The organism is Paracoccus sp. (in: a-proteobacteria) (genome assembly GCF_046289755.1).
Lineage (GTDB): Bacteria > Pseudomonadota > Alphaproteobacteria > Rhodobacterales > Rhodobacteraceae > Paracoccus.
The window spans coordinates 14,947-33,724 of record NZ_JBKBVD010000027.1 but is presented as its reverse complement, the minus strand read 5'-3'; the positions used below and the strand labels follow the sequence as shown (position 1 = coordinate 33,724).

Genomic DNA, 18,778 nt, shown 5'->3' with positions numbered 1-18,778 from the left:
GGGCGCAGGGGTAGCGCGGGCGCGGGCCAAGGTCAAAGAGGCTTTTCCGCGCGCCCCGTTTCGCCTAAGCATTGCAGCAGCACGACAAGGGATGCCGCCATGACCAGACTGACCATCTCGCTTCTGATCGCCACGCTGGCCGTCGCGGGCTGCGGTCGTCTGGGTGACAGCGGCCTCAACCCGTTCCGGGGCTCGGCCTCCCGCGCGCCGGTCTCGATCGAACCCGAGGGCGGCTGGCGCAGCCTCGATGCGCGCCCGGCGGTGCCGATGCTGCTGGGGGCCGGCTGGCAACCCCTGCCCGAGGGCCGCCTGCTGGTCGTGCGCGGCTTTGGCCCGGTCAAGGGCTATCACTCGGCGGCGCTGATCACCGAACGCCCGCAGCCCGGCGGGCGCCTTGCCCCCGATGCCGACGGCGTGCTGCGGCTGCGCTTTGTCGCGGTGCCGCCCGAACCCGGCAGTGCGGCGGCGGGCCTGCGCGCCGATCCGGCGGCCGACACGATCACGGTGGCCCGCCCGGTCAGCTTTGCCCAGCTGCGCCGCATCTCCGCGATCGAGATTTCGGGCGCCGACCGCGTTCTGACCCTGCGCCGCTGACGACGGCACGCGGTTGCTGCCGCCCCCGCCGGCGGCTAAGGTGGCGCGTCAGGAACGGGTGACCCGGATGAGCGAGACACAAGCGACATATCAGGTTCTGGCCCGCAAATACCGGCCCGAGACCTTTGCGGATCTGGTCGGTCAGGACGCCATGGTCCGGACGCTGAAAAACGCCTTTGCCGCCGACCGCATCGCGCAGGCCTTCGTGATGACCGGCATCCGTGGCACCGGCAAGACCACCACCGCCCGCATCATCGCCAAGGGCCTGAACTGCATCGGCCCCGACGGCGCGGGCGGCCCCACGACCGAACCCTGCGGGGTCTGCGAACATTGCGTGGCGATCACCGAGGGCCGCCATGTCGACGTGATGGAGATGGACGCCGCCTCGCGCACCGGCGTCGGCGACATCCGCGAGATCATCGAATCGGTCCACTATCGCGCGGCCTCGGCGCGCTACAAGATCTACATCATCGACGAGGTTCACATGCTGTCGACCAGCGCGTTCAACGCGCTGCTCAAGACGCTGGAAGAACCGCCCCCCCACGTCAAATTCATCTTTGCCACCACGGAAATCCGCAAGGTGCCGGTCACCGTCCTGTCGCGCTGCCAGCGCTTTGACCTGCGCCGGATCGAACCCGAGGTGATGATCGCCCTGCTGGAACGGATCGCGGCCACCGAAGGCGCCGCGATCACCGCCGACGCGCTGGCGCTGATCGTGCGCGCCGCCGAAGGCTCGGCCCGCGACGCGACCTCGCTTCTGGACCAGTCGATCAGCCACGGCGCCGGTGAGACGACGGCCGATCAGGTCCGCGCCATGCTGGGTCTGGCCGACCGGGGCCGGGTCATCGACCTGTTCGAGATGGTCCTGCGCGGCGATGCGGCGGCGGCGCTGACGGAATTGCAGGGCCAGTATGCCGATGGCGCCGACCCGGTGGCGGTGCTGCGCGATCTGGCCGATGTGACGCACTGGATCTCGGTCGCCAAGATCACCCCCGACGCGCTGGACGACCCCACGGTCGCCCCCGACGAACGCCTGCGGGGCCGCGATCTGTCCGAACGGCTGCCGATGCGGGTGCTGTCGCGCATGTGGCAGATGCTGCTCAAGGCGCTGGACGAGGTCTCGGCGGCGCCCAATGCCATGATGGCCGCCGAAATGGCGGTGATCCGGCTGACCCATGTGGCCGATCTGCCCGACCCCGAGGCGCTGATCCGCCGCGTCCAGCAGGCCCAGAGCGCGGGCGACTTCGCACGCGGCCCGGCAGCGCAGGGCGCGGCCCCCGCCGCAACCGCCCCCCAGATGCGCCGCGCCCGCCCCGCGCCTGTCGCCGCCTCCGGAGCCGCCACAGGCGCTGCAACCGCGCTGGCCGTCTCGCCCGACCTGCTTGAGGGCTATCCCGATTTCGCCTCGGTGATCGAGCTGATCGCCCGCATGCGCGACATGACGCTGCTGGTGATGGTCGAACGCCATGTCGCGCTGGTCCGCTACAGCCCCGGCCGGATCGAGTTCGAGCCGCGCCACAACGCGCCGCCCGATCTGGCGCAAAGGCTGGCCGAACGGCTGCGCGGCTGGACCGGCGGCCAGCGTTGGGCCGTGACCCTGACCAGTTCCGGCGGCGCCCCCACCCTCACCGAAACCCGCGAGGCCGAGGCGCAGGCCGCCCGCGACCGCGCGATGACCCTGCCCCTCGTGCAGCATGTGCTGGCCGCCTTCCCCGGCGCCCGCCTGACCAGCATCACCCGCGCCACGCCCCCGGCCGATCTGCCCGAGGCGCCCGATGGCGCGGCCAACCCCCATGACGACACCCAGGGCCCGGTGGCCGAGGTCGAGGAATGGGACCCGTTCGAAGATGAGGATTAAGCGATGATCAAGGGTTTGGGCGGCATTGGCGACATGGCCAAGATGATGAAAGCCGCCAAGGACATGCAGGAAAAGATGGCGCAGATGCAGGAAGAGATGTCCCGCATCACCGTCACCGGCGTGTCGGGCGCGGGCCTCGTGCGCGCGACCTGCACCGCCAAAGGCGAGCTGACGGCGCTGGAAATCGACCCCTCGATCTTCGTGCCCTCGGAAAAAGAGGTGGTCGAGGACCTGATCCTCGCCGCCATCAAAGAGGCGCAGCGCATGGCCGAAGACCGGATGAAATCCGAAATGGCCCGCATGACCGAGGGGCTGGGCCTGCCTGCGGGCATGAACCTGCCCTTCTAGGCGCATGTCCGAGGGCGCGGATGACATCCAGACGCTGATCGCGCTTCTGGCCCGGCTGCCGGGTCTGGGCCCGCGATCGGCCCGGCGCATCGTGCTGCAGCTGATCCGCAAACGCGGCAGCCAGATGACCCAGCTTGCGCAGCTGCTGGACCGGGTGGCGCTCGCGTCACGCGAATGCCTCAGCTGCGGCAATATCACCGACCGCGACCTCTGTGCGATCTGCGCCGACCCGGCCCGCGCCACTGGCGAGATCTGCGTGGTCCAGGACGTGGCCGACCTCTGGGCGCTGGAACGCGGCCGCGCCTTTCGCGGCCGCTATCACGTGCTGGGCGGCACCCTGTCGGCGCTGGACGAGGTCGGCCCCGAAGATCTGGGCATCCCGACATTGCTCGACCGCATCCGCACCGAACGCATCTCCGAAGTGATCCTGGCGCTCAACGCCACCGTCGACGGCCAGACCACCGCCCATTACATCGCCGATGCGCTGGACGGCTCGGACGTGGCCGTCACCGGCCTGGCCCAGGGCGTTCCGGTCGGCGGCGAGCTGGACTATCTCGACGACGGCACCATCACCGCCGCCCTGCGCGCCCGCCGCCGCTTCTGAGGTCGCCAAAACGACAGACAGGGCCGCATTCCGATACGGCCCTGCTTTGCTTTGGTCATCAAATATCCCGGGGGGTCCGGGGGGCTGGCCCCCCGGCGGTCGCGGGACGCAAAGACGCTACACCACTCAGGCGTCCAGCGTCTCGACCTTCGGCGCGGATTTCGCGATGTCGATGCGGCGCGGCTTCAGCGCCTCGGGGATCTCGCGCAGCAGATCAATATGCAGCATCCCGTCGAGATGGCTCGCCCCTTCGACGCGGACATGATCGGCCAGCGTGAACTTGCGCTCAAAGGCGCGGGTGGCGATGCCGCGATGCAGATAGCTGCGGCCATCCTCATCCTCGGCCTTGCGGGCCGAGACGATCACGGCGCCATCGCGGATCTCGACCGACAGATCGTCGGCCGAAAACCCGGCCACGGCGATCGAGATGCGATAGGTATCGTCGCCGGTCTTCTCTATATTATAGGGCGGATAGGTCGGGGCGGCGATGTCCGCCGACATGGCGCGGTCCATCACATCGGCCAGCCGGTCAAAGCCGACCGAGGCACGGTAAAGCGGGGTCAGGTCAAAATTGCGCATGGGTCTCATCCTCATTCAAGCGATGTGAACTGGGTTGCCCCCCGATGATCCGGGCGGGCGATCCTGCCGATGCCATCATGGCCACCGGCAATTCCAGATTTAGGCGCATCGGGACGGCGTTCAAGACCCTTCCGCGACCGGATTCAGCGCGGGCGGTGTCGGCCCGCCGGTCGCCCAGTCCAGCAGTTCGACCGTATGCACGACCGGGATCGCGGTGCCGCCGCCGATCTGCATCATGCAGCCGATATTGCCCGCCGCAATCACCTGCGGCGCCACCGCCTCCAGCGTCGCGACCTTGCGCGATTTCAGCTGGGATGACAGTTCGGGCTGCAGCAGGTTGTAGGTCCCCGCCGAACCGCAGCAGAGATGCGCATCCGCGGGCTCGACCACCTCGAACCCGGCGCGGGTCAGCAGATCCCTGGGCGCGCTGCGCACCCGCTGGCCATGCTGCAGCGAACAAGCGGAATGATAGGCCACCCGCAGGCCCGCGCCCTCGGGCCGGGCACGCGCGGGCAGGCCAAGGCTGTCCAGAAACTCGCTGACATCGCGGGTCAGCGCGGCCACCCGCCGCGCCTGCGGCTCCAGCGGATCGCCCGCGAACAGATGGCCGTAATCCTTGATCGTGGTGCCGCAGCCCGAGGTGTTGATGATGATGGCATCGACCGCCCCCCCGGCCTCGGCGGCCAGCAGCCGCGCGATGCTGTCGCGCGCCCGCGCCTTGCCGTCAGCCTCATCGCCCATGTGCAGCGTCAGCGCGCCACAGCAGCCGAAGGCCTGCGGGATCACCACCTCGCAGCCCGCCCGGCGCAGCAGCCGGATGGTGGCGTCGTTGATGTCGGTGTTCAGCGCCCGCTGCGCGCAGCCGATCATCAGCACCACCCGCGCCCTTTGGGGGCCGAGGGCGGCAAAACTCTGGCCGTCATCGTGGCGGCTGACCGGAGGGATCTGCGCGGGCGCCATCGCCAGCATGGCGCGCAACCGCAGGTCGGGGATCAGGCCCGCAAAGGGCCGCCCGATCTTTGCCCCCAGCAGCGCCAGCCGGAAGCGGCGCGGATAAGGCAGCACCGCCTTCAGCAGCCAGCGCAGCGCCCGGTCGCGCCAGGGCCTGCGATATGTCGCCTCGATATGCTCGCGGGCATGTTCCAGCAGATGGGCGTAATGCACGCCCGAGGGGCAGGTCGTCATGCAGGACAGACAGCCGAGGCAGCGGTCGATATGAGTGACGGTGCGCGCATCGGCGGGGCGCCCGGATTCCAGCATGTCCTTGATCAGATAGATGCGGCCCCGGGGGCTGTCCAACTCGTCGCCCAGCACCTGATAGGTCGGGCAGGTCGCGGTGCAAAAGCCGCAATGCACGCAGTTCCGCAGGATCCTGTTGCTGCGGGCGGTCAGCGGGTCGGTCAGTTGATCGGGCGTGAAACGGGTCTGCATTCAGTCATCCCCCTGAAAGATACCGCGCGGGTCAAAGCCTGCGCGCAGGTCGCGCTCCAGCCGGGCGGTGACCGGGTCGGGGGCGGGGAGGACGGCCGGGATGGCCCCGGTGATGCGCCGGGCATGGCCCGCGAAGGGGGGCAGAGGCGGCAGCTCGCCTGCGGGCAGGGCGATATGGATCAGCGCGCCGCCCCAGTCCAGCAGCAGCGGTTCGGGCAGATGGGTCAGCAGGGCTGTGGCGGCGCTGGGGCGGCAGATGATGCGCCAGGTGTCGAGGGCGGGATCGTGGATATTTGGATGAAGAAGACATGGCCATGGATCGTCGTCGCGGCGGGTGAGCGTGCCGAAGCGGGACAGGCGGTCGCTGAGGGCGGTCGCGCGTCCGGCCACGGAACCGGCCAGCCCTTCGAGGCGGATCAGGGCGCCGTGCCGGGGCGACCATGCGGCGCCCGCCACATCGAAGGCGCCGGACAGGGCGAGGGTCAGCGCCGGGATCGCGGCGGGGGCGTCCAGATCGGGCAGGCACAGGGTGGCGCGGACGGGGGGGAGCGGGGCGGTGCGGAAGGTCAGTTCGGTCAGCACGCCCAGCCGTCCGCGGCTGCCCGCCATCAGCTTGACCAGATCATAGCCGGTCACGTTCTTCATCACCCGCCCGCCATTGCGGATGAGATTGCCCTGCCCGTCGATCATGCGCAGCCCGATCAGCGCGTCGCGCGCGGCCCCCAGCTGCACCCGGCGCGGCCCCGAGGCATTGGTCGCCACCACCCCGCCCATGGTCGAGCCGGGATCGCCCGGCGGCTCGAACCCCAGCATCTGGCCCTCGGCCGCCAGCGTCTGCTGCACCACGTCCAGCGGCGTGCCCGCGCGCACTGTCAGGGTCAGCGCCTCGGGTTCATAGAGCGTCACGCCGCTGAGGCCGGTGATGTCGAGCACCTCGCCCCTGCCCTCGCCCGGCCAGCGGCGGGTGGCGCCGCCGGTGATCCGCAGGGGCGCGCGCGCCGCGCGGATGATGCGGGCCAGATCGGCCTCGGTCTCAGGCCGCATCGGGCCGGTCATTCAGGGGCCGGTTCAGGCGGCGCTCGCGGCGCGAAGCCGAGATGTGCAGCGGAAAGACCTTGGCCGCGTTCAGCAGCCAATGCGGGTCAAAGGCGTCCTTGACCCGCATCTGCGCCTCGAGGTCCGGGGGGTCGAACTGCGCCGTCATCAGGTCGCGCTTTTCGATGCCCACACCATGTTCGCCGGTCAGGCAGCCGCCCATATCGACGCAGAGCCGCAGGATGTCGGCGCCAAGCGCCTCGGCCCGGTCCAGATCGCCGGGCGTGTTGGCGTCATAGATGATCAGCGGGTGCATATTGCCGTCGCCCGCATGGAACACATTGGCCACGGCCAGCCCGTAATCGCGCGACAACTCGCCGATCCGCGCCAGCACCAAAGGCAGGGACGAGACGGGGATCGTGCCGTCCAGACAGATGTAATCGCCCAGCTGCCCCATCGCGCCAAAGGCCGATTTGCGGCCCAGCCAGATGCGGCGCGATTCGTCATCGGACCGGCTTTCGCGGAATTCGACCGGATCAAAGCGCATCGCGATGGCGCGGATCAGGGCCAGCTGTTCGTCGATTTCGGGGGGCGTGCCCTCGACCTCGATGATCAGCAGCGCTGCGCAATCGGGATAGCCCGCGCCGGAATGCGCCTCGGTCGCGCGGATGCAGGGGCGGTCCATGAACTCGATCGCGACCGGCAGCACGCCGGCGCGGATGATCGCCGCGACGCAGGCGCCTGCGGTTTCTGCCGCATCAAAGGCCACCAGCACCGGGCGCGCGCCCGCAGGCTTGGGCAGGATGCGCAGCGTGGCCTCGGTCACGATGCCCAGCTGCCCCTCGGACCCGCAGACGACGCCCAGCAGATCGAGGCCCGGCGCCTCGCCCATCGGGCCGCCCAGTTCGACCACGCTGCCATCCATCAGCACCAGCGTCACGCCCAGCAGGTTGTTCGTGGTGACGCCGTATTTCAGGCAATGCGCGCCGCCCGAATTCATCGCGATATTGCCGCCGATGGCGCAGGCCAGCTGGCTGGAGGGGTCGGGCGCATAGAAGAACCCCAGATGATCGACCGCGCCCGACACGGACAGGTTCGTGCGCCCCGCCTGCACCCGGATCATGCGATCTTCAGGCGCGATCTCCAGCACTTCGGTCATCCGCGACAGACCGATCACCACCGCGTCCGATGTGGGCATCGAGCCGCCCGCAAGGCTGGTGCCCGCGCCGCGCGGCACCACCGGCACGCGCAGATCGTGGCACAGCCGCAGCAGGCGCGACACCTCATCGGTCGAGCGCGGCAGCGCCACCGCCAGCGGCGCGCAGCGATAGGCCGACAGCGCGTCGCATTCATAGGCCCGCGTTTCGGCGGGATCGTCGATGACGGCGCCGGGCAGTTCCGCGCGCAGGGCGGCGACGATGTCTGCGCGCCGCGACAGCACGCCTGCATCGGGCGGGGGCAGTTGGATCATGGCCGGTCTCCTCCCTCATGTCCGCAGGGCCGGGTGCGGACATTGCGACGATAGGGGCTGCGGGTTTTCCTTTCAAGGCGCGCGACCGGAGCCTAGAACAGGCCCATGACCCTGGAAACGCTTTTGTCCGCCCGCCTGTCCCTGCCCGACCTGATCGCGGTCGCGCTGCTGTTTGTCGCGTGGCTGGGCATCGGCTGGGTGACCGAGCGGCCCCCGGTCGGGCGGCCCTCGGTCTCGGTGCTGATGGTGCGGTTCCGGCGCGAGTGGATGCGCCAGTTCGTCGGGCGCGACAACCGCATCTTTGACGGCAATATTCTGGCCAGCCTGCGCGAGGGGACGGCGTTTTTCGCCAGCGCCTGCATGATCGCCACCGGCGGTCTGCTGGCCCTGATCGGCAATGGCGAGCGGTTGCGCGGCATCGCGCGCGAATTCGAGATCGAAGAGCTTGCCAGCACCGGCTACGAGATGCGGCTGCTGGTGACGATGTTCTTTATTGTCAACGCCTTCCTGAAATTCGTCTGGGCGCACCGGCTGTTTGGCTATTGCGCGATCATGATGGCCTCGGTGCCCAACCGGCCCGACGATCCGACCGCCCTTCAGCGCGCCATGCAGGCCGCCGACCTGAACATCACGGCCGCGCGCAACTTCAATGCCGGGCTGCGCAGCGTCTATTTCGCGCTGGCCTCGCTGACATGGCTGGCGGGGCCCTACGGGCTGATGGCGGGCACGGCGGTCGTGCTGCTCGTGACCTGGCGGCGCGAGTTTGCCTCGACCTCGCGGCAGGTTATCCTGCGGTCGCTGCCCGCGCCCGAGCTGTCCGATCCTGCCAGACAGAGATTGTCAGAACGACAGCCCCCGCAGCCGTAAGGCCCATGCCCACCAGACCCGGCGCGCGCCAGCCCCAGCCCGCCGCCAGCGCTAAGCCCGCCAGCAGCGGGCCGATCGCATTGGCCGCGTTAAAGGCCGCGTGGTTCATCGCGGCGGCCATGTTCTGCGCCGATCCCGCCACATCCATCAGCCGCGTCTGCAGCGGGATCACCAGCCCCGCCCCCGCCGCGATCAGGAAGGACGACACCACCATCAGCGGCCAGTTGCCCACCACCAGCGCCGCAAAGCCCTGCGTCACGGCCATGGCCGCAAGGCTGACATAGGCCGCACGCTCGGTGCCCAGCCGCTCGGTATAGCGCCCGGCGCCCCATGTCCCCAAAGTGCCGCCCACGCCGAACATCGCCAGCGCCAGCGGGATGACATAGCCCGGCGCATCGGTGGTCGCCAGAATCGCCGCCGTCAGGAAGGCATAGACCGAAAACAGCCCGCCAAAGCCGATGGCGCTGACCGCCAGCGTCCACAGCACGCGCGGATTGCGCAGGGCCGCCAGCTCGTCCCACGGGCGCGCATGAGGGTTGCCGCCCACGCGCGGCGCCACCCGCAGGATCGCCACGGCCGAGGCCAGCGCCAGCAGTCCCGGCATCGCAAAGCCCCAGCGCCAGCCGATCGTCTGCCCCATCCATCCGGCCAGCGGCACGCCCACGATATTGGCCACCGTCAGCCCCATGATGACCTGTGCCGCCCCCCGCGCCCGCTGGCCCTGCGGCAGCGCATCAGCGGCATACAGCATCGCGACGCCCAGAAAGCCGCCATGCGGCAGCCCGGCCAGAAACCGCGTCGCGGTCAGCGAGGCAAAGCCCGGCATCCCCGCCGCGATCAGGTTCATCAGCCCGTAATAGGCCATCAGCGCCGCCAGAAACCGCCGCCGGGGCAGCCGCGCCCCCATCAGCGAGGTCAGCGGCGCGCCGATCACCACGCCCAACGCATAGGCGCTGATGACATGGCCCGCCTGCGGCTCGGTCAGCAGCAGGTCGGCGGCGAAGAAGGGCAGCAGCCCCATGGCCGCAAATTCGGACGTGCCAATGGCAAAGGCGCCAAGCGCCAGCGCAAGAATGGCGGCGCGCAGATCGCGGGTCTGGGTCATGGGCTGTCCTGTCGCGGGGTCGGTGGGGAGGGGCATGTCCCGCCCTGACACCAGCTTGGCCGCGACTTGGCAAGGCCCGCCGGGTGGCAGGCAGGGTTGCACAGCCTGCAATGCCTCAGATGTGGCCGCGCTGCACCATCAGCCAGACCGTGACTGCCCCGATCATCAGCAGGGCCAGCGCCAGCCGCGCGGCCAGACCGGTCACCCGGCCCTGAAAGCGGCTGATCTCGCCCAGAGGCTTCAGATGCGCGCTCAGCGCGGCATGGGCGCGGGTCAGATCGGCCAGCGGCAGTTGCCGGGCGATGCGCGGCTGACAGGCCAGCCGGTCGGCCCGCGCCAGACGCGCGGCCTGTTTGCGCAGCCGGCCCGGCAGGGCGGCCCCCCGGCGGCGCAGCATCTGCTCCAGCGTCGGACGCTCGGCCCGTCCGGCGCCGCCAAGCCGCGAGGCCATCAGATCGGCCACGTCGTCGGCCATCTGGCGAATATCTTCAAAGCTGCGCGTCTCGCGGGTCATGGCGGCAGAATAGACGGGATGGCGGCGGCGCGCCAGACACCGTAACCTGCGGCCATGAAGCTCAATCACACCGTCACCGGTCCCGATCAGGGTCTGCCCGTGTTGCTGGTCCATGGCCTGTTCGGTCAGGGCCGCAATCTGGGCGCACAGGCCCGCCGTCTGGCGCAGACGCGCCGCACCGTCAGCGTCGATCTGCGCAATCATGGCGACAGCCCGCAGGACGCGGATGCCTCATATCCCGCGCTGGCCGGGGATCTGGCCGAACTGATCGCCGCTCTGGGCGGGCGCGTCGATCTGGTCGGCCACTCCATGGGCGGCAAGGCCGCGATGGTGCTGGCGCTGACCCGTCCCGACCTGATCCGCAAGCTGGTGGTGATGGACATCGCGCCGCTGGCCTATGACCACGACCAGTCCGGCCATATCGACGCGATGGAGGCGCTGGACCTGCCCAGCCTCACCCGCCGCAGCGATGCCGACCGCGCCCTGAGCGGGACCGTGCCCGACCCCGGCACGCGGGCCTTCCTGCTGCAAAGCCTCGATCTGAAATCGCAGCCCGCCCGCTGGCGGCTGAACCTGCCCGCGCTGCGCCAGCACATGCCGGACATCACCGGCTGGCCGGATGGTCTGCCCGAGGGCGCCTTCACCGGCCCGGTCATGGCCCTGCGCGGCGCGCGGTCGGATTACGTCACCGATGCGGGCGAGGCCGCGCTGCGCCGCTCTTTCCCGCAGGCGCGGATCGTGACGCTGAAGGACGCGGGCCACTGGCTGCATGCCGATGCGCCCGAAGCCGTGGCCGAAACGCTGGCGGTCTTTCTGGGCGAGGGCTGAAAGCCCCCTCCCCGCGCCTCAGCCCTGTTGCTGATCTTCCAGCCGGTCGGCCAGCGATTCGGCGCGCGCGGCCAGTTCGGCCATCGCCTCTTTCAGGTCGGCGGGGATCACCGGCACCTCGACCCGCGGCGGGTTGGCCTGAAGCCGGGCGACGTGACGCTCGGCCCGCTCGGCCCGCTCTTCGACGGTGGCATAGCGGTCGGCCAGCATCAGCGCCGCCATCAGCAGCAGGCGCGGTTCAGGCATCCGCCCCGCCTGTTCCAGAATCGACTGCGCCTCGGCATCCAGAAGCTGGGCGGCACGTTCGACCATGCGTTCCTGCCCCTCGGCGGCACCGACGCGGTATTCCTTGTGCCCGATGGTGAATTCGACCTCGGCCATGTCAGCGATCTCCGTTCAGGGGCGCATCAGGCCCGGCGCCATCCGCGTCATCCGCACCAGCACCAGCCTCAGCCTCGGCCTCCGGCGCCAGCAGACGTTCCAGTTCAGCCATGATGTCGCCCATCTGCGCCATCTCGGCGGCACGGGCGGCGCGCAGGGCGGCAATCTCGGCCTCCAGCGCCTGCGCCACCTCGTCACCGGTGATGCCGCCGGTGTCGCGCGCCTCGATCAGCAGGCGGTTGGCGGCGGCCAGATCTTCGTTGGCGGCGGACAGGCGCGCGGCCTCTTCGGCGCTTTGACGCTGCCGGTCGCGGGCCTCGGCCAGGGCCTGCGCCAGCGCGTCGGCGCTGGCCTGCAAGGCGTCGCGGTCGGCGGCAGACCCGGTGTCAGGCAAAGGCGCAGCGGCGGGCTGCGTTCCCGCCTCCAGCACCCGGTCGATGCGGTCAAGCGCGGCGCTGAGCCTGCGTTCGCTGGCTGTGATCTCGGTCATGAGGCCCGTTTTCCGTTGCTGTCTGCCCCGGTTTTCGCATGACACGGACCTGCAATACAAGCGTGGCCGGGCCAAAGCCCGGCCAGACGCCATTTTCAGGACAGTTCGCGCCGCTCGGCCATCAGCCCGCGCACGATCGCATAGCAGGCCCCCAGCAGCACAATCGTGAACGGCAACCCGGTCGAGACCGCCATCGCCTGCAGCGCGACCAGCCCGCCGCCCAGCAAAAGGGCAATGGCAACAGCGCCTTCGATGCCCACCCAGAAGATGCGCTGCGGCACCGGCGCATTGACCTTGCCGCCTGCCGCAATCGTGTCGATCACCAGCGAGCCGCTGTCCGACGAGGTCACGAAGAACACGATCACCAGCACGATCCCCACCAGCGAGGTGATCGAGGCCAGCGGCAATGCGCCCAGCATCTCGAACAGCTGCAATTCGAGCGGTGCGGCCAGAATGCCGCCAAAGCCGCCCTCGGTCAGCGAGATCGCGGTGCCGCCAAGCGCCGTCATCCACAGAACCGAGATCAGCGAGGGCACGATCAGCACCGCGGTCAGCAACTGCCGCACGGTCCGCCCGCGCGAGACGCGGGCAATGAACATGCCGACAAAGGGCGACCAGCTGATCCACCACGCCCAGTAGAACGCCGTCCAGCCCTGACGGAAGTTGTCGTCATCGCGCCCGAACGGGTTCGACAGCGGCACCAGTTCGCGCAGATAGCCGCCCAGATTGGTGAAGAACCCGGTGATGATGGCCAGCGTCGGCCCGACCAGAATGACAAAGCCCAGCAGCACCAGCGCCAGAACCATGTTCACCTCGGACAGGCGCTTGACGCCCTTTTCGACCCCCAGCATGACCGAGATGCCCGCAACGCAGGTGATCGCCACGATCAGCCCGACCTTCAGCAGGTCGCTGTTCTCGGCCCCGAACAGAAAGGCCAGCCCGGCAGTCGCCTGTTCGGCCCCCAGCCCCAGCGATGTCGCCAGACCGAAGATCGTCGCCAGCACCGCCAGAATGTCGATGACATGGCCCGGCCAGCCCCAGATCCGCTCGCCGAAGATCGGATAAAAGACCGACCGCAGCGTCAGCGGCAGGCCCTTGTTGTAGGAAAACAGCGCCAGCGCCAGCGCCACCACGGCATAGATCGCCCAGGGGTGCAGCCCCCAATGAAAGATCGTCGCCGCCATCGCCAGCCGCTCGGCCGCCACGGCATCACCTGCCGCACCGCCCAGAGGCGCCCAGTCCGTGCGCGCACCGCCCTCCGATGCCGTCCCGGCCAGCGCGGCCTCGAAATGGCCCAGAGGCTCGCTGACGCCATAAAACATCAGCCCGATGCCCATGCCCGCCGCAAACAGCATCGCAAACCAGCCGGTCAGGCTGAAATCCGCACTGGAATCGGGGCCACCAAGCCGGATCGACCCAAGCGGCGACACGATCAGCGCCAGGCACAGCAGCACGAACACATTGCCCGCCAGCAGGAAGAACCAGTCCAGTTGCGAGGTCAGCGTGTTGCGCAGACCGGAAAAGACCGGCTCAAGCTGGGCCGGAAACAGCAGCGTGACCACCGTGAACAGCACCACGGCCACAGCCGAGATGCCAAAGACCGGGTTGTGAATGTCGAACGGCACCAGCCCGCTGCGCTCGATATTGTCCTGACCGATGGTATAGTCGGTCTCGATGATCTCGGTCACACCCTCGGGTTCGGGCAGTGGCTCGACACCGGGATCGGGTTCGGGATCGTGGCGCCCGGCCAGCGCCTGTTGTTCGCGCCGGGGGTCGCCCGGACGACCGGGATACCCTTTGGAGCCGGGTTTTTTGGGGGGATTTTGTGACATCCTGTCCCTTTCTCATATGAGGCGGTTTCGGGGTCAGGTCCGCAGACCCCTGGCAGGAACCTGCCTTGGTAACGATGATGTTATTGCATGGCGGGACCAGAATGCCCACCGGCAGCGGCAGGGCCCGGTTTTCGCACCGGATGATCAGACAGATCGCGGCGCCATCTTGGCCTGCGCGCCGCCGCCGCCTATAAGGCGCGGCAAGCAGGAAGGACATCCCATGCGCCAGGCGACGATCACCCGCAGCACCTCGGAAACCCGGATCGAGGTCACGCTGAACCTCGACGGCACCGGGGTCTATGACAACAAGACGGGCGTGGGGTTCTTCGATCACATGCTGGACCAGCTGTCGCGGCACTCGCTGATCGACATGACCATCCGCGCGGATGGCGACCTGCATATCGACGACCACCACACGGTCGAGGATACCGGCATCGCCCTCGGTCAGGCCCTCGTCGCGGCCCTTGGCGACAAGAAGGGCATCCGCCGCTATGGCAGCTTCCTGCTGGCGATGGACGACACGCTGGTCCGCTGCGCGCTGGACCTGTGCGCGCGGCCCTATCTGGTCTGGAACGTCGATTTCCCGTCCGAAAAGATCGGCACATTCGACACCGAACTGGTGCGCGAGTTCTTTCAGGCCCTGTCCACCCATGGCGGCATCACCCTGCATATCGACCGCATCCACGGCATGAACAGCCACCACATCGCCGAGGCCGCCTTCAAATCCGTGGCCCGCGCCCTGCGCGAGGCGGTCGAGCCTGACCCGCGCATGGCGGGCGTGCTGCCCTCGACCAAGGGCGCGCTGTGATGCGCGTGGTGCTGGTCGATTACGACAGCGGCAACCTGCATTCGGCGGAAAAGGCGTTCCAGCTGATGGGCCGCGAGACGGGCGCCGAGGTGGTGGTGACCTCGGACCCCGATCTGGCCGCGCGCGCCGACCGCATCGTGCTGCCGGGCGACGGCGCCTTTCCCGCCTGCCGCGCGGCCCTGGGCGAGGTCGACGGCATGGCCGAGGCGCTGCACCATGCCGTGCTGACCCGCGGCGTGCCCTTCATGGGCATCTGCGTCGGCATGCAGATGCTGGCCACGACCGGGCATGAATACCGCGAAACCCCCGGCCTGAACTGGATCGGCGGCGAGATCCGCCCGATCACCGCCCCCGGCCTCAAGGTGCCGCATATGGGCTGGAACGATCTGGTCATCGACCACCCCCACCCGGTGCTGGAGGGCATCGCCACCGGCGATCACGCCTATTTCGTGCACAGCTGGCAGTTCCAGACCGCCGATCCGGCGCATCTTCTGGCCCATGTCGATTACGGCGGCCCGGTCACCGCCGTCGTGGGCCGCGACAACCTCATCGGCACCCAGTTCCACCCGGAAAAATCCCAGACCATCGGCCTGCGCCTGATCGCCAACTTCCTGCGCTGGACCCCATAGCCCCCGCCCAGCGCCGCGTCCGCCACGCCTCTGGGCGGGGGCCGATGGAAAAGGCAAGGTGCTGTCCCGATTTCACAGCAGCAGTGCGCTGGCTGGTCATCGGATTTATTTGGCAGGAGGCGGCCGAGGGGCAGCATTGCGGGACCAAGCGGACTTTGGCGGTGACCGCTCATGGTAGGTGCTCAATTTCTGAGAATATTGGCAAGTTATCCCAGAACTTGTCATAGTATCCTGACAGCAGAGCCACCCGCTCATCAAACTTCTGGGACTGCCTTTGTTTCAGGTACAGAAAGCGATTACTCAATTCGATTGTCTGTCTTGAAAAATCAAGGAGTGAGTTGATGGTCAGGCCATCCATATCGAAGGAAGGATGCTCACGTAAGGCTCTGTCTCGGTCCTTACTGTTTGTGATCAAATGGGCGTAATACTCAGTCCGAAGAACTCGGATTTGACTCCGAGTTGGAGATGCCCCGACACTTTCAATTTCCGAGGATAGCTCATTAAAGTAGCTATAGAAATCATGGGCATCTCGCTGGATACTGTTCGCCGCGAAGTACTCGCGATGCCTGCAAACTATTTCATCCAAAGCGCGCTCAGCATTAGCTTTTGCGGCAGGAATGGATTGGCAGTCATCATTTGCGTCCCAGTGGCGACTACAAAAGAGAATTAAACCAGATTGTACGCTGCGGATACAAAGATCCAGAGCATGCCCGGCATAGCTGTTTCTATATTTCGCCTGACGACCTGAATTGTCCACAATCCCCGAAAGAAAGGCATAGCAAGATAAACCAAAGGCTTGCTGCCGATCAATGCGGTCGACGGTATCGTCAAATCGCTGAAGGTGAACATCTGTCACAAGAATCTCCAATCCAGTCAACTATCGGGCGATAACTCGGGAATCAGAACCGGGTGCTGCATTCGATTTTGCATGCACGCCCTCACAACGCATCAGTCCACTTTGATCCTCTCCCCCCTCATCCCCTCATCCGGGCCGGACACATCGCCCGTCACCCTGCGACCGCCTCGCGGCGGTCAGATGCCGAACGGGTGCAGCAGGACCCACAGCATCCCCCAGAGCAGCGTGACCAGCACGGCGGCCATCGACAGCAGCGTGACCCACAGCCGGTGGCGGGTCATGTGCCGCAGCGTGCCCGCCGCCGCCTCGGCCAGCGGGGTCTGCCCCTCCTGCGCGGCGGCCAGCAGCGGCACCAGACGCCGGGCCAGCCTGACCCGCATCCAGAACAGCAGCCAGAACGGCAACCCCACCAGCGTCAGCGCCTGTGCCAGCTCCAGCCCGAAGCCGAACCCCATGATCGCCAGCGAGGTCAGCAGAAAGCTGGTCACGGCCAGAAAGATCGCCCCCTCGCGCGGCCCAAGGCGCCAGCGCGGCAGGGTCAGCGACAGCCAGTCCAGCAGCGTGATGACGGGGGCGCCCTCGGCCTCGCCGCGCCGGATGGCTGTGCGGGCGCGGGTCAGCACCTCGGCGGGCACGCCCAGCACGGTGCGGCCTGCCGCCGACCACATGCCGATCAGGGCCAGCCAGAACCAGATCGTGCTGAAGGACCGGCTGGAAAGCACCCCGATCAGGCTGTCGAATGGCGGCAAGGGGTGGTTCCTTGTTCTTGGCTGCCGCTGACCTTAGAACGGGTTTCGGCGAAGGGAAAGCCGCCCTCACGCCGCAACCCAGCCAGACAGGAGGCCCCATGGCCAGCCCGATCATCGCCCCCTTCCCCGCCACCCGCCTGCGCCGCCTGCGCCGCACCGCCAATATCCGCGCCATGGTGGCCGAGACCAGCCTGACCCCCGCCAACCTGATCTGGCCCATCTTCGTGACCGAAGTCCCGGGCGCCGACGGAGAGATCGCCTCGATGCCCGGCGTCGAACGGCTGACGCTGGACGGCGCGAAGCGTGCCGCCGAACGCGCGGCGCGGCTGAACATCCCCGCCATCTGCATCTTTCCCCATTCCGATCAGGCCCTGCGCACCGACGATTGCGCCCGCGCCTGGGACCCCGACAATATCGGCAACCGCGCCATCCGCGCCGTCAAGGAGGTCGCGCCCGATCTGGTGGTGATGACCGACATCGCGCTGGACCCCTATAACGCCAACGGCCATGACGGGCTGGTCGTGAACGGAGAGATCCTGAACGACGAAACCATCGAGGCGCTGGTCCGCATGGCGCTGGTGCAGGCCGAATGCGGCGCCGATGTGCTGGGCCCCTCGGACATGATGGACGGCCGCATCGGCGCCCTGCGCCGCGCGCTGGAGGCCGAGGGCCACAAACATGTCTCGATCCTGTCCTACGCGGCCAAATTCGCCTCCGCCTTTTACGGCCCGTTCCGCGATGCGGTGGGCGCCTCGGGGCGGCTGGTGGGCGACAAGAAAACCTATCAGATCAACCCCGCCAATCGCGGCGAGGCGATCCGCTGCGTCGCCCGCGATCTGGCCGAGGGCGCGGATATGGTCATGGTCAAGCCGGGCATGCCCTATCTGGACATCTGCCGCGCGGTGAAAGACGAGTTCGGCGCGCCGACATTCGCCTATCAGGTCAGCGGCGAATACGCGATGCTGGAAGGCGCCATCCGCAACGGCTGGCTGTCGCGCGAGGCGATGCTGGAAAGCCTGCTGGGCTTCCGCCGGGCAGGCTGCGACGGGGTGCTCAGCTATTTCGCGCCCACCGTGGCCGAGATGCTGGCGCGATAGCCCGCGCGGGGCTATCATGCCCGCCAACGGGCCGGTGAGAGCCCTGACCAACCACACGAGGCGACAGATGAGCAATTCCAATATCCTGACCCGCCGGAATCTTCTGGCGGGCGGCGCGGCCTCGCTGATGCTGGCAGGCTGCACCAATGCGGTCGGCAGCAATGCGGCGGCGCAGCTGGATGCGCGCGTCGATCAGACCCATCAGTTTCTGACCGGCAGCTATCCGGCGGCGGCGCCGCTGATCGAACAGGCGCGCGGCGTGCTGTACATGCCGCTGATGACCGAGGCTGCGCTTGGCTTTGGCGGCGCTTACGGTCAGGGCGCGCTGCGCATCGGCGGGCAGACGGTCGATTACTATTCGGCCACCCGCGCCACCGTGGGCTTTCAGGCGGGCGCGCAGCAATATGCGCATGTGCTGATCTTCCAGACCGACGAATCGCTGGCGGCCTTCCGGGGCGCGCCGGGCTGGGTCGCGGGCGCGGGCGCCTTCTATGCGATCCCGGCGGGCGGCATGTCGGTGGGCACCGATACGTTCAGCGCCCAGTTCCCGATCGTGGCGATGATCTTCGGTCAGGCGGGCCTGATGGCCGGTGCCGCGATCGAGGGCACGAAATATTCCCGCGTCATCCCCTCGACGCTTGCCAATGTCCGCTTTGGCGGCACCGGCCTGCCCCCCGGCTGATCCTGCGCGGCTGCGTGCCC

21 protein-coding genes are annotated in these 18,778 nt (G+C 68.2%); 10 read left to right on the top strand and 11 right to left on the bottom strand.

The window, feature by feature from the left end:
* Positions 1–99 precede the first annotated feature (99 nt).
* From ACK41U_RS11440 to recR, 4 genes are all read left to right on the top strand, one after another.
* Positions 100–594: a hypothetical protein gene (locus tag ACK41U_RS11440; RefSeq protein ID WP_409680005.1), complete on the top strand. Its 495-nt coding sequence runs from the start codon at positions 100–102 to the stop codon at positions 592–594.
* Between the two features lie 67 nt (positions 595–661).
* Positions 662–2,452, top strand: coding sequence for a DNA polymerase III subunit gamma/tau (locus ACK41U_RS11435; RefSeq protein ID WP_409680002.1), 1,791 nt, complete (start codon positions 662–664; stop codon positions 2,450–2,452).
* A 3-nt stretch (positions 2,453–2,455) separates the two neighbouring features.
* Positions 2,456–2,800 (top strand): YbaB/EbfC family nucleoid-associated protein, encoded by a 345-nt coding sequence (locus ACK41U_RS11430; protein ID WP_409679999.1) that lies wholly within the window; start codon positions 2,456–2,458, stop codon positions 2,798–2,800.
* A 4-nt stretch (positions 2,801–2,804) separates the two neighbouring features.
* Positions 2,805–3,404 carry a recombination mediator RecR gene (gene recR / locus ACK41U_RS11425; RefSeq protein WP_409679996.1) on the top strand — a complete coding sequence of 200 codons (600 nt, stop codon included), beginning with the start codon at positions 2,805–2,807 and terminating at the stop codon, positions 3,402–3,404.
* 126 nt (positions 3,405–3,530) lie between these two features.
* Here recR and ACK41U_RS11420 read toward each other — a convergent pair whose 3' ends face one another.
* The 4 genes from ACK41U_RS11420 to ACK41U_RS11405 form a co-directional block, all read right to left on the bottom strand.
* Positions 3,531–3,983: an Hsp20 family protein gene (locus ACK41U_RS11420; protein WP_409679993.1), complete on the bottom strand. Its 453-nt coding sequence runs from the start codon at positions 3,981–3,983 to the stop codon at positions 3,531–3,533.
* A 120-nt stretch (positions 3,984–4,103) separates the two neighbouring features.
* Positions 4,104–5,414 carry a glycolate oxidase subunit GlcF gene (gene glcF / locus ACK41U_RS11415; protein ID WP_409679991.1) on the bottom strand — a complete coding sequence of 437 codons (1,311 nt, stop codon included), beginning with the start codon at positions 5,412–5,414 and terminating at the stop codon, positions 4,104–4,106.
* Positions 5,415–6,458 carry an FAD-binding protein gene (locus tag ACK41U_RS11410; protein ID WP_409679988.1) on the bottom strand — a complete coding sequence of 348 codons (1,044 nt, stop codon included), beginning with the start codon at positions 6,456–6,458 and terminating at the stop codon, positions 5,415–5,417. It lies immediately after the preceding gene.
* On the bottom strand, positions 6,448–7,920 hold the full coding sequence (locus ACK41U_RS11405; RefSeq protein WP_409679985.1) for an FAD-linked oxidase C-terminal domain-containing protein: 1,473 nt from the start codon (positions 7,918–7,920) through the stop codon (positions 6,448–6,450). The genes ACK41U_RS11410 and ACK41U_RS11405 overlap by 11 nt, the downstream gene beginning before the upstream one ends.
* 105 nt (positions 7,921–8,025) lie before the next feature.
* Between ACK41U_RS11405 and ACK41U_RS11400 the strand changes: the two genes are divergently transcribed.
* Positions 8,026–8,787 carry a DUF599 domain-containing protein gene (locus ACK41U_RS11400; protein ID WP_409679982.1) on the top strand — a complete coding sequence of 254 codons (762 nt, stop codon included), beginning with the start codon at positions 8,026–8,028 and terminating at the stop codon, positions 8,785–8,787.
* On the opposite strand, the gene ACK41U_RS11395 is transcribed toward ACK41U_RS11400, so the two are convergent.
* Positions 8,705–9,892 carry an MFS transporter gene (locus ACK41U_RS11395; protein ID WP_409679979.1) on the bottom strand — a complete coding sequence of 396 codons (1,188 nt, stop codon included), beginning with the start codon at positions 9,890–9,892 and terminating at the stop codon, positions 8,705–8,707. The two genes, ACK41U_RS11400 and ACK41U_RS11395, sit on opposite strands and share 83 nt — an antisense overlap.
* 115 nt (positions 9,893–10,007) lie before the next feature.
* Positions 10,008–10,475 carry a hypothetical protein gene (locus tag ACK41U_RS11390; protein ID WP_409679976.1) on the bottom strand — a complete coding sequence of 156 codons (468 nt, stop codon included), beginning with the start codon at positions 10,473–10,475 and terminating at the stop codon, positions 10,008–10,010.
* Between ACK41U_RS11390 and ACK41U_RS11385 the strand changes: the two genes are divergently transcribed.
* Positions 10,461–11,234 (top strand): alpha/beta fold hydrolase, encoded by a 774-nt coding sequence (locus tag ACK41U_RS11385; RefSeq protein WP_409679973.1) that lies wholly within the window; start codon positions 10,461–10,463, stop codon positions 11,232–11,234. The genes ACK41U_RS11390 and ACK41U_RS11385 overlap by 15 nt on opposite strands.
* An 18-nt stretch (positions 11,235–11,252) precedes the next feature.
* On the opposite strand, the gene zapA is transcribed toward ACK41U_RS11385, so the two are convergent.
* From zapA to ACK41U_RS11370, 3 genes are all read right to left on the bottom strand, one after another.
* Complete coding sequence (zapA, locus tag ACK41U_RS11380) at positions 11,253–11,615, bottom strand: cell division protein ZapA (RefSeq protein WP_409679970.1); 363 nt, start codon at positions 11,613–11,615, stop codon at positions 11,253–11,255.
* 1 nt (position 11,616) lies between these two features.
* Positions 11,617–12,105 carry a hypothetical protein gene (locus ACK41U_RS11375; RefSeq protein WP_409679967.1) on the bottom strand — a complete coding sequence of 163 codons (489 nt, stop codon included), beginning with the start codon at positions 12,103–12,105 and terminating at the stop codon, positions 11,617–11,619.
* A 95-nt stretch (positions 12,106–12,200) separates the two neighbouring features.
* Positions 12,201–13,856 carry a BCCT family transporter gene (locus ACK41U_RS11370; protein WP_409680052.1) on the bottom strand — a complete coding sequence of 552 codons (1,656 nt, stop codon included), beginning with the start codon at positions 13,854–13,856 and terminating at the stop codon, positions 12,201–12,203.
* 301 nt (positions 13,857–14,157) lie between these two features.
* Between ACK41U_RS11370 and hisB the strand changes: the two genes are divergently transcribed.
* Positions 14,158–14,745, top strand: a complete 588-nt coding sequence (hisB, locus tag ACK41U_RS11365) for an imidazoleglycerol-phosphate dehydratase HisB (RefSeq protein WP_409679964.1) — start codon at positions 14,158–14,160, stop codon at positions 14,743–14,745.
* The gene (gene hisH, locus ACK41U_RS11360; RefSeq protein WP_409679961.1) at positions 14,745–15,374 is read left to right on the top strand and encodes an imidazole glycerol phosphate synthase subunit HisH; all 630 of its coding nucleotides are present in this window, start codon (positions 14,745–14,747) and stop codon (positions 15,372–15,374) included. The genes hisB and hisH overlap by 1 nt, the downstream gene beginning before the upstream one ends.
* A gap of 169 nt (positions 15,375–15,543) precedes the next feature.
* On the opposite strand, the gene ACK41U_RS11355 is transcribed toward hisH, so the two are convergent.
* A complete protein-coding gene (locus tag ACK41U_RS11355) occupies positions 15,544–16,242 on the bottom strand; it encodes a hypothetical protein (RefSeq protein ID WP_409679959.1) in 699 nt (232 codons plus the stop codon).
* A gap of 164 nt (positions 16,243–16,406) precedes the next feature.
* A complete protein-coding gene (locus tag ACK41U_RS11350; protein ID WP_409679956.1) occupies positions 16,407–16,979 on the bottom strand; it encodes a hypothetical protein in 573 nt (190 codons plus the stop codon).
* 98 nt (positions 16,980–17,077) lie between these two features.
* On the opposite strand from ACK41U_RS11350, the gene hemB reads away from it, so the two are divergent.
* On the top strand, positions 17,078–18,076 hold the full coding sequence (hemB, locus tag ACK41U_RS11345) for a porphobilinogen synthase (protein ID WP_409679953.1): 999 nt from the start codon (positions 17,078–17,080) through the stop codon (positions 18,074–18,076).
* Between the two features lie 67 nt (positions 18,077–18,143).
* Positions 18,144–18,758 (top strand): YSC84-related protein, encoded by a 615-nt coding sequence (locus tag ACK41U_RS11340; protein ID WP_409679950.1) that lies wholly within the window; start codon positions 18,144–18,146, stop codon positions 18,756–18,758.
* Positions 18,759–18,778: the final 20 nt, after the last annotated feature.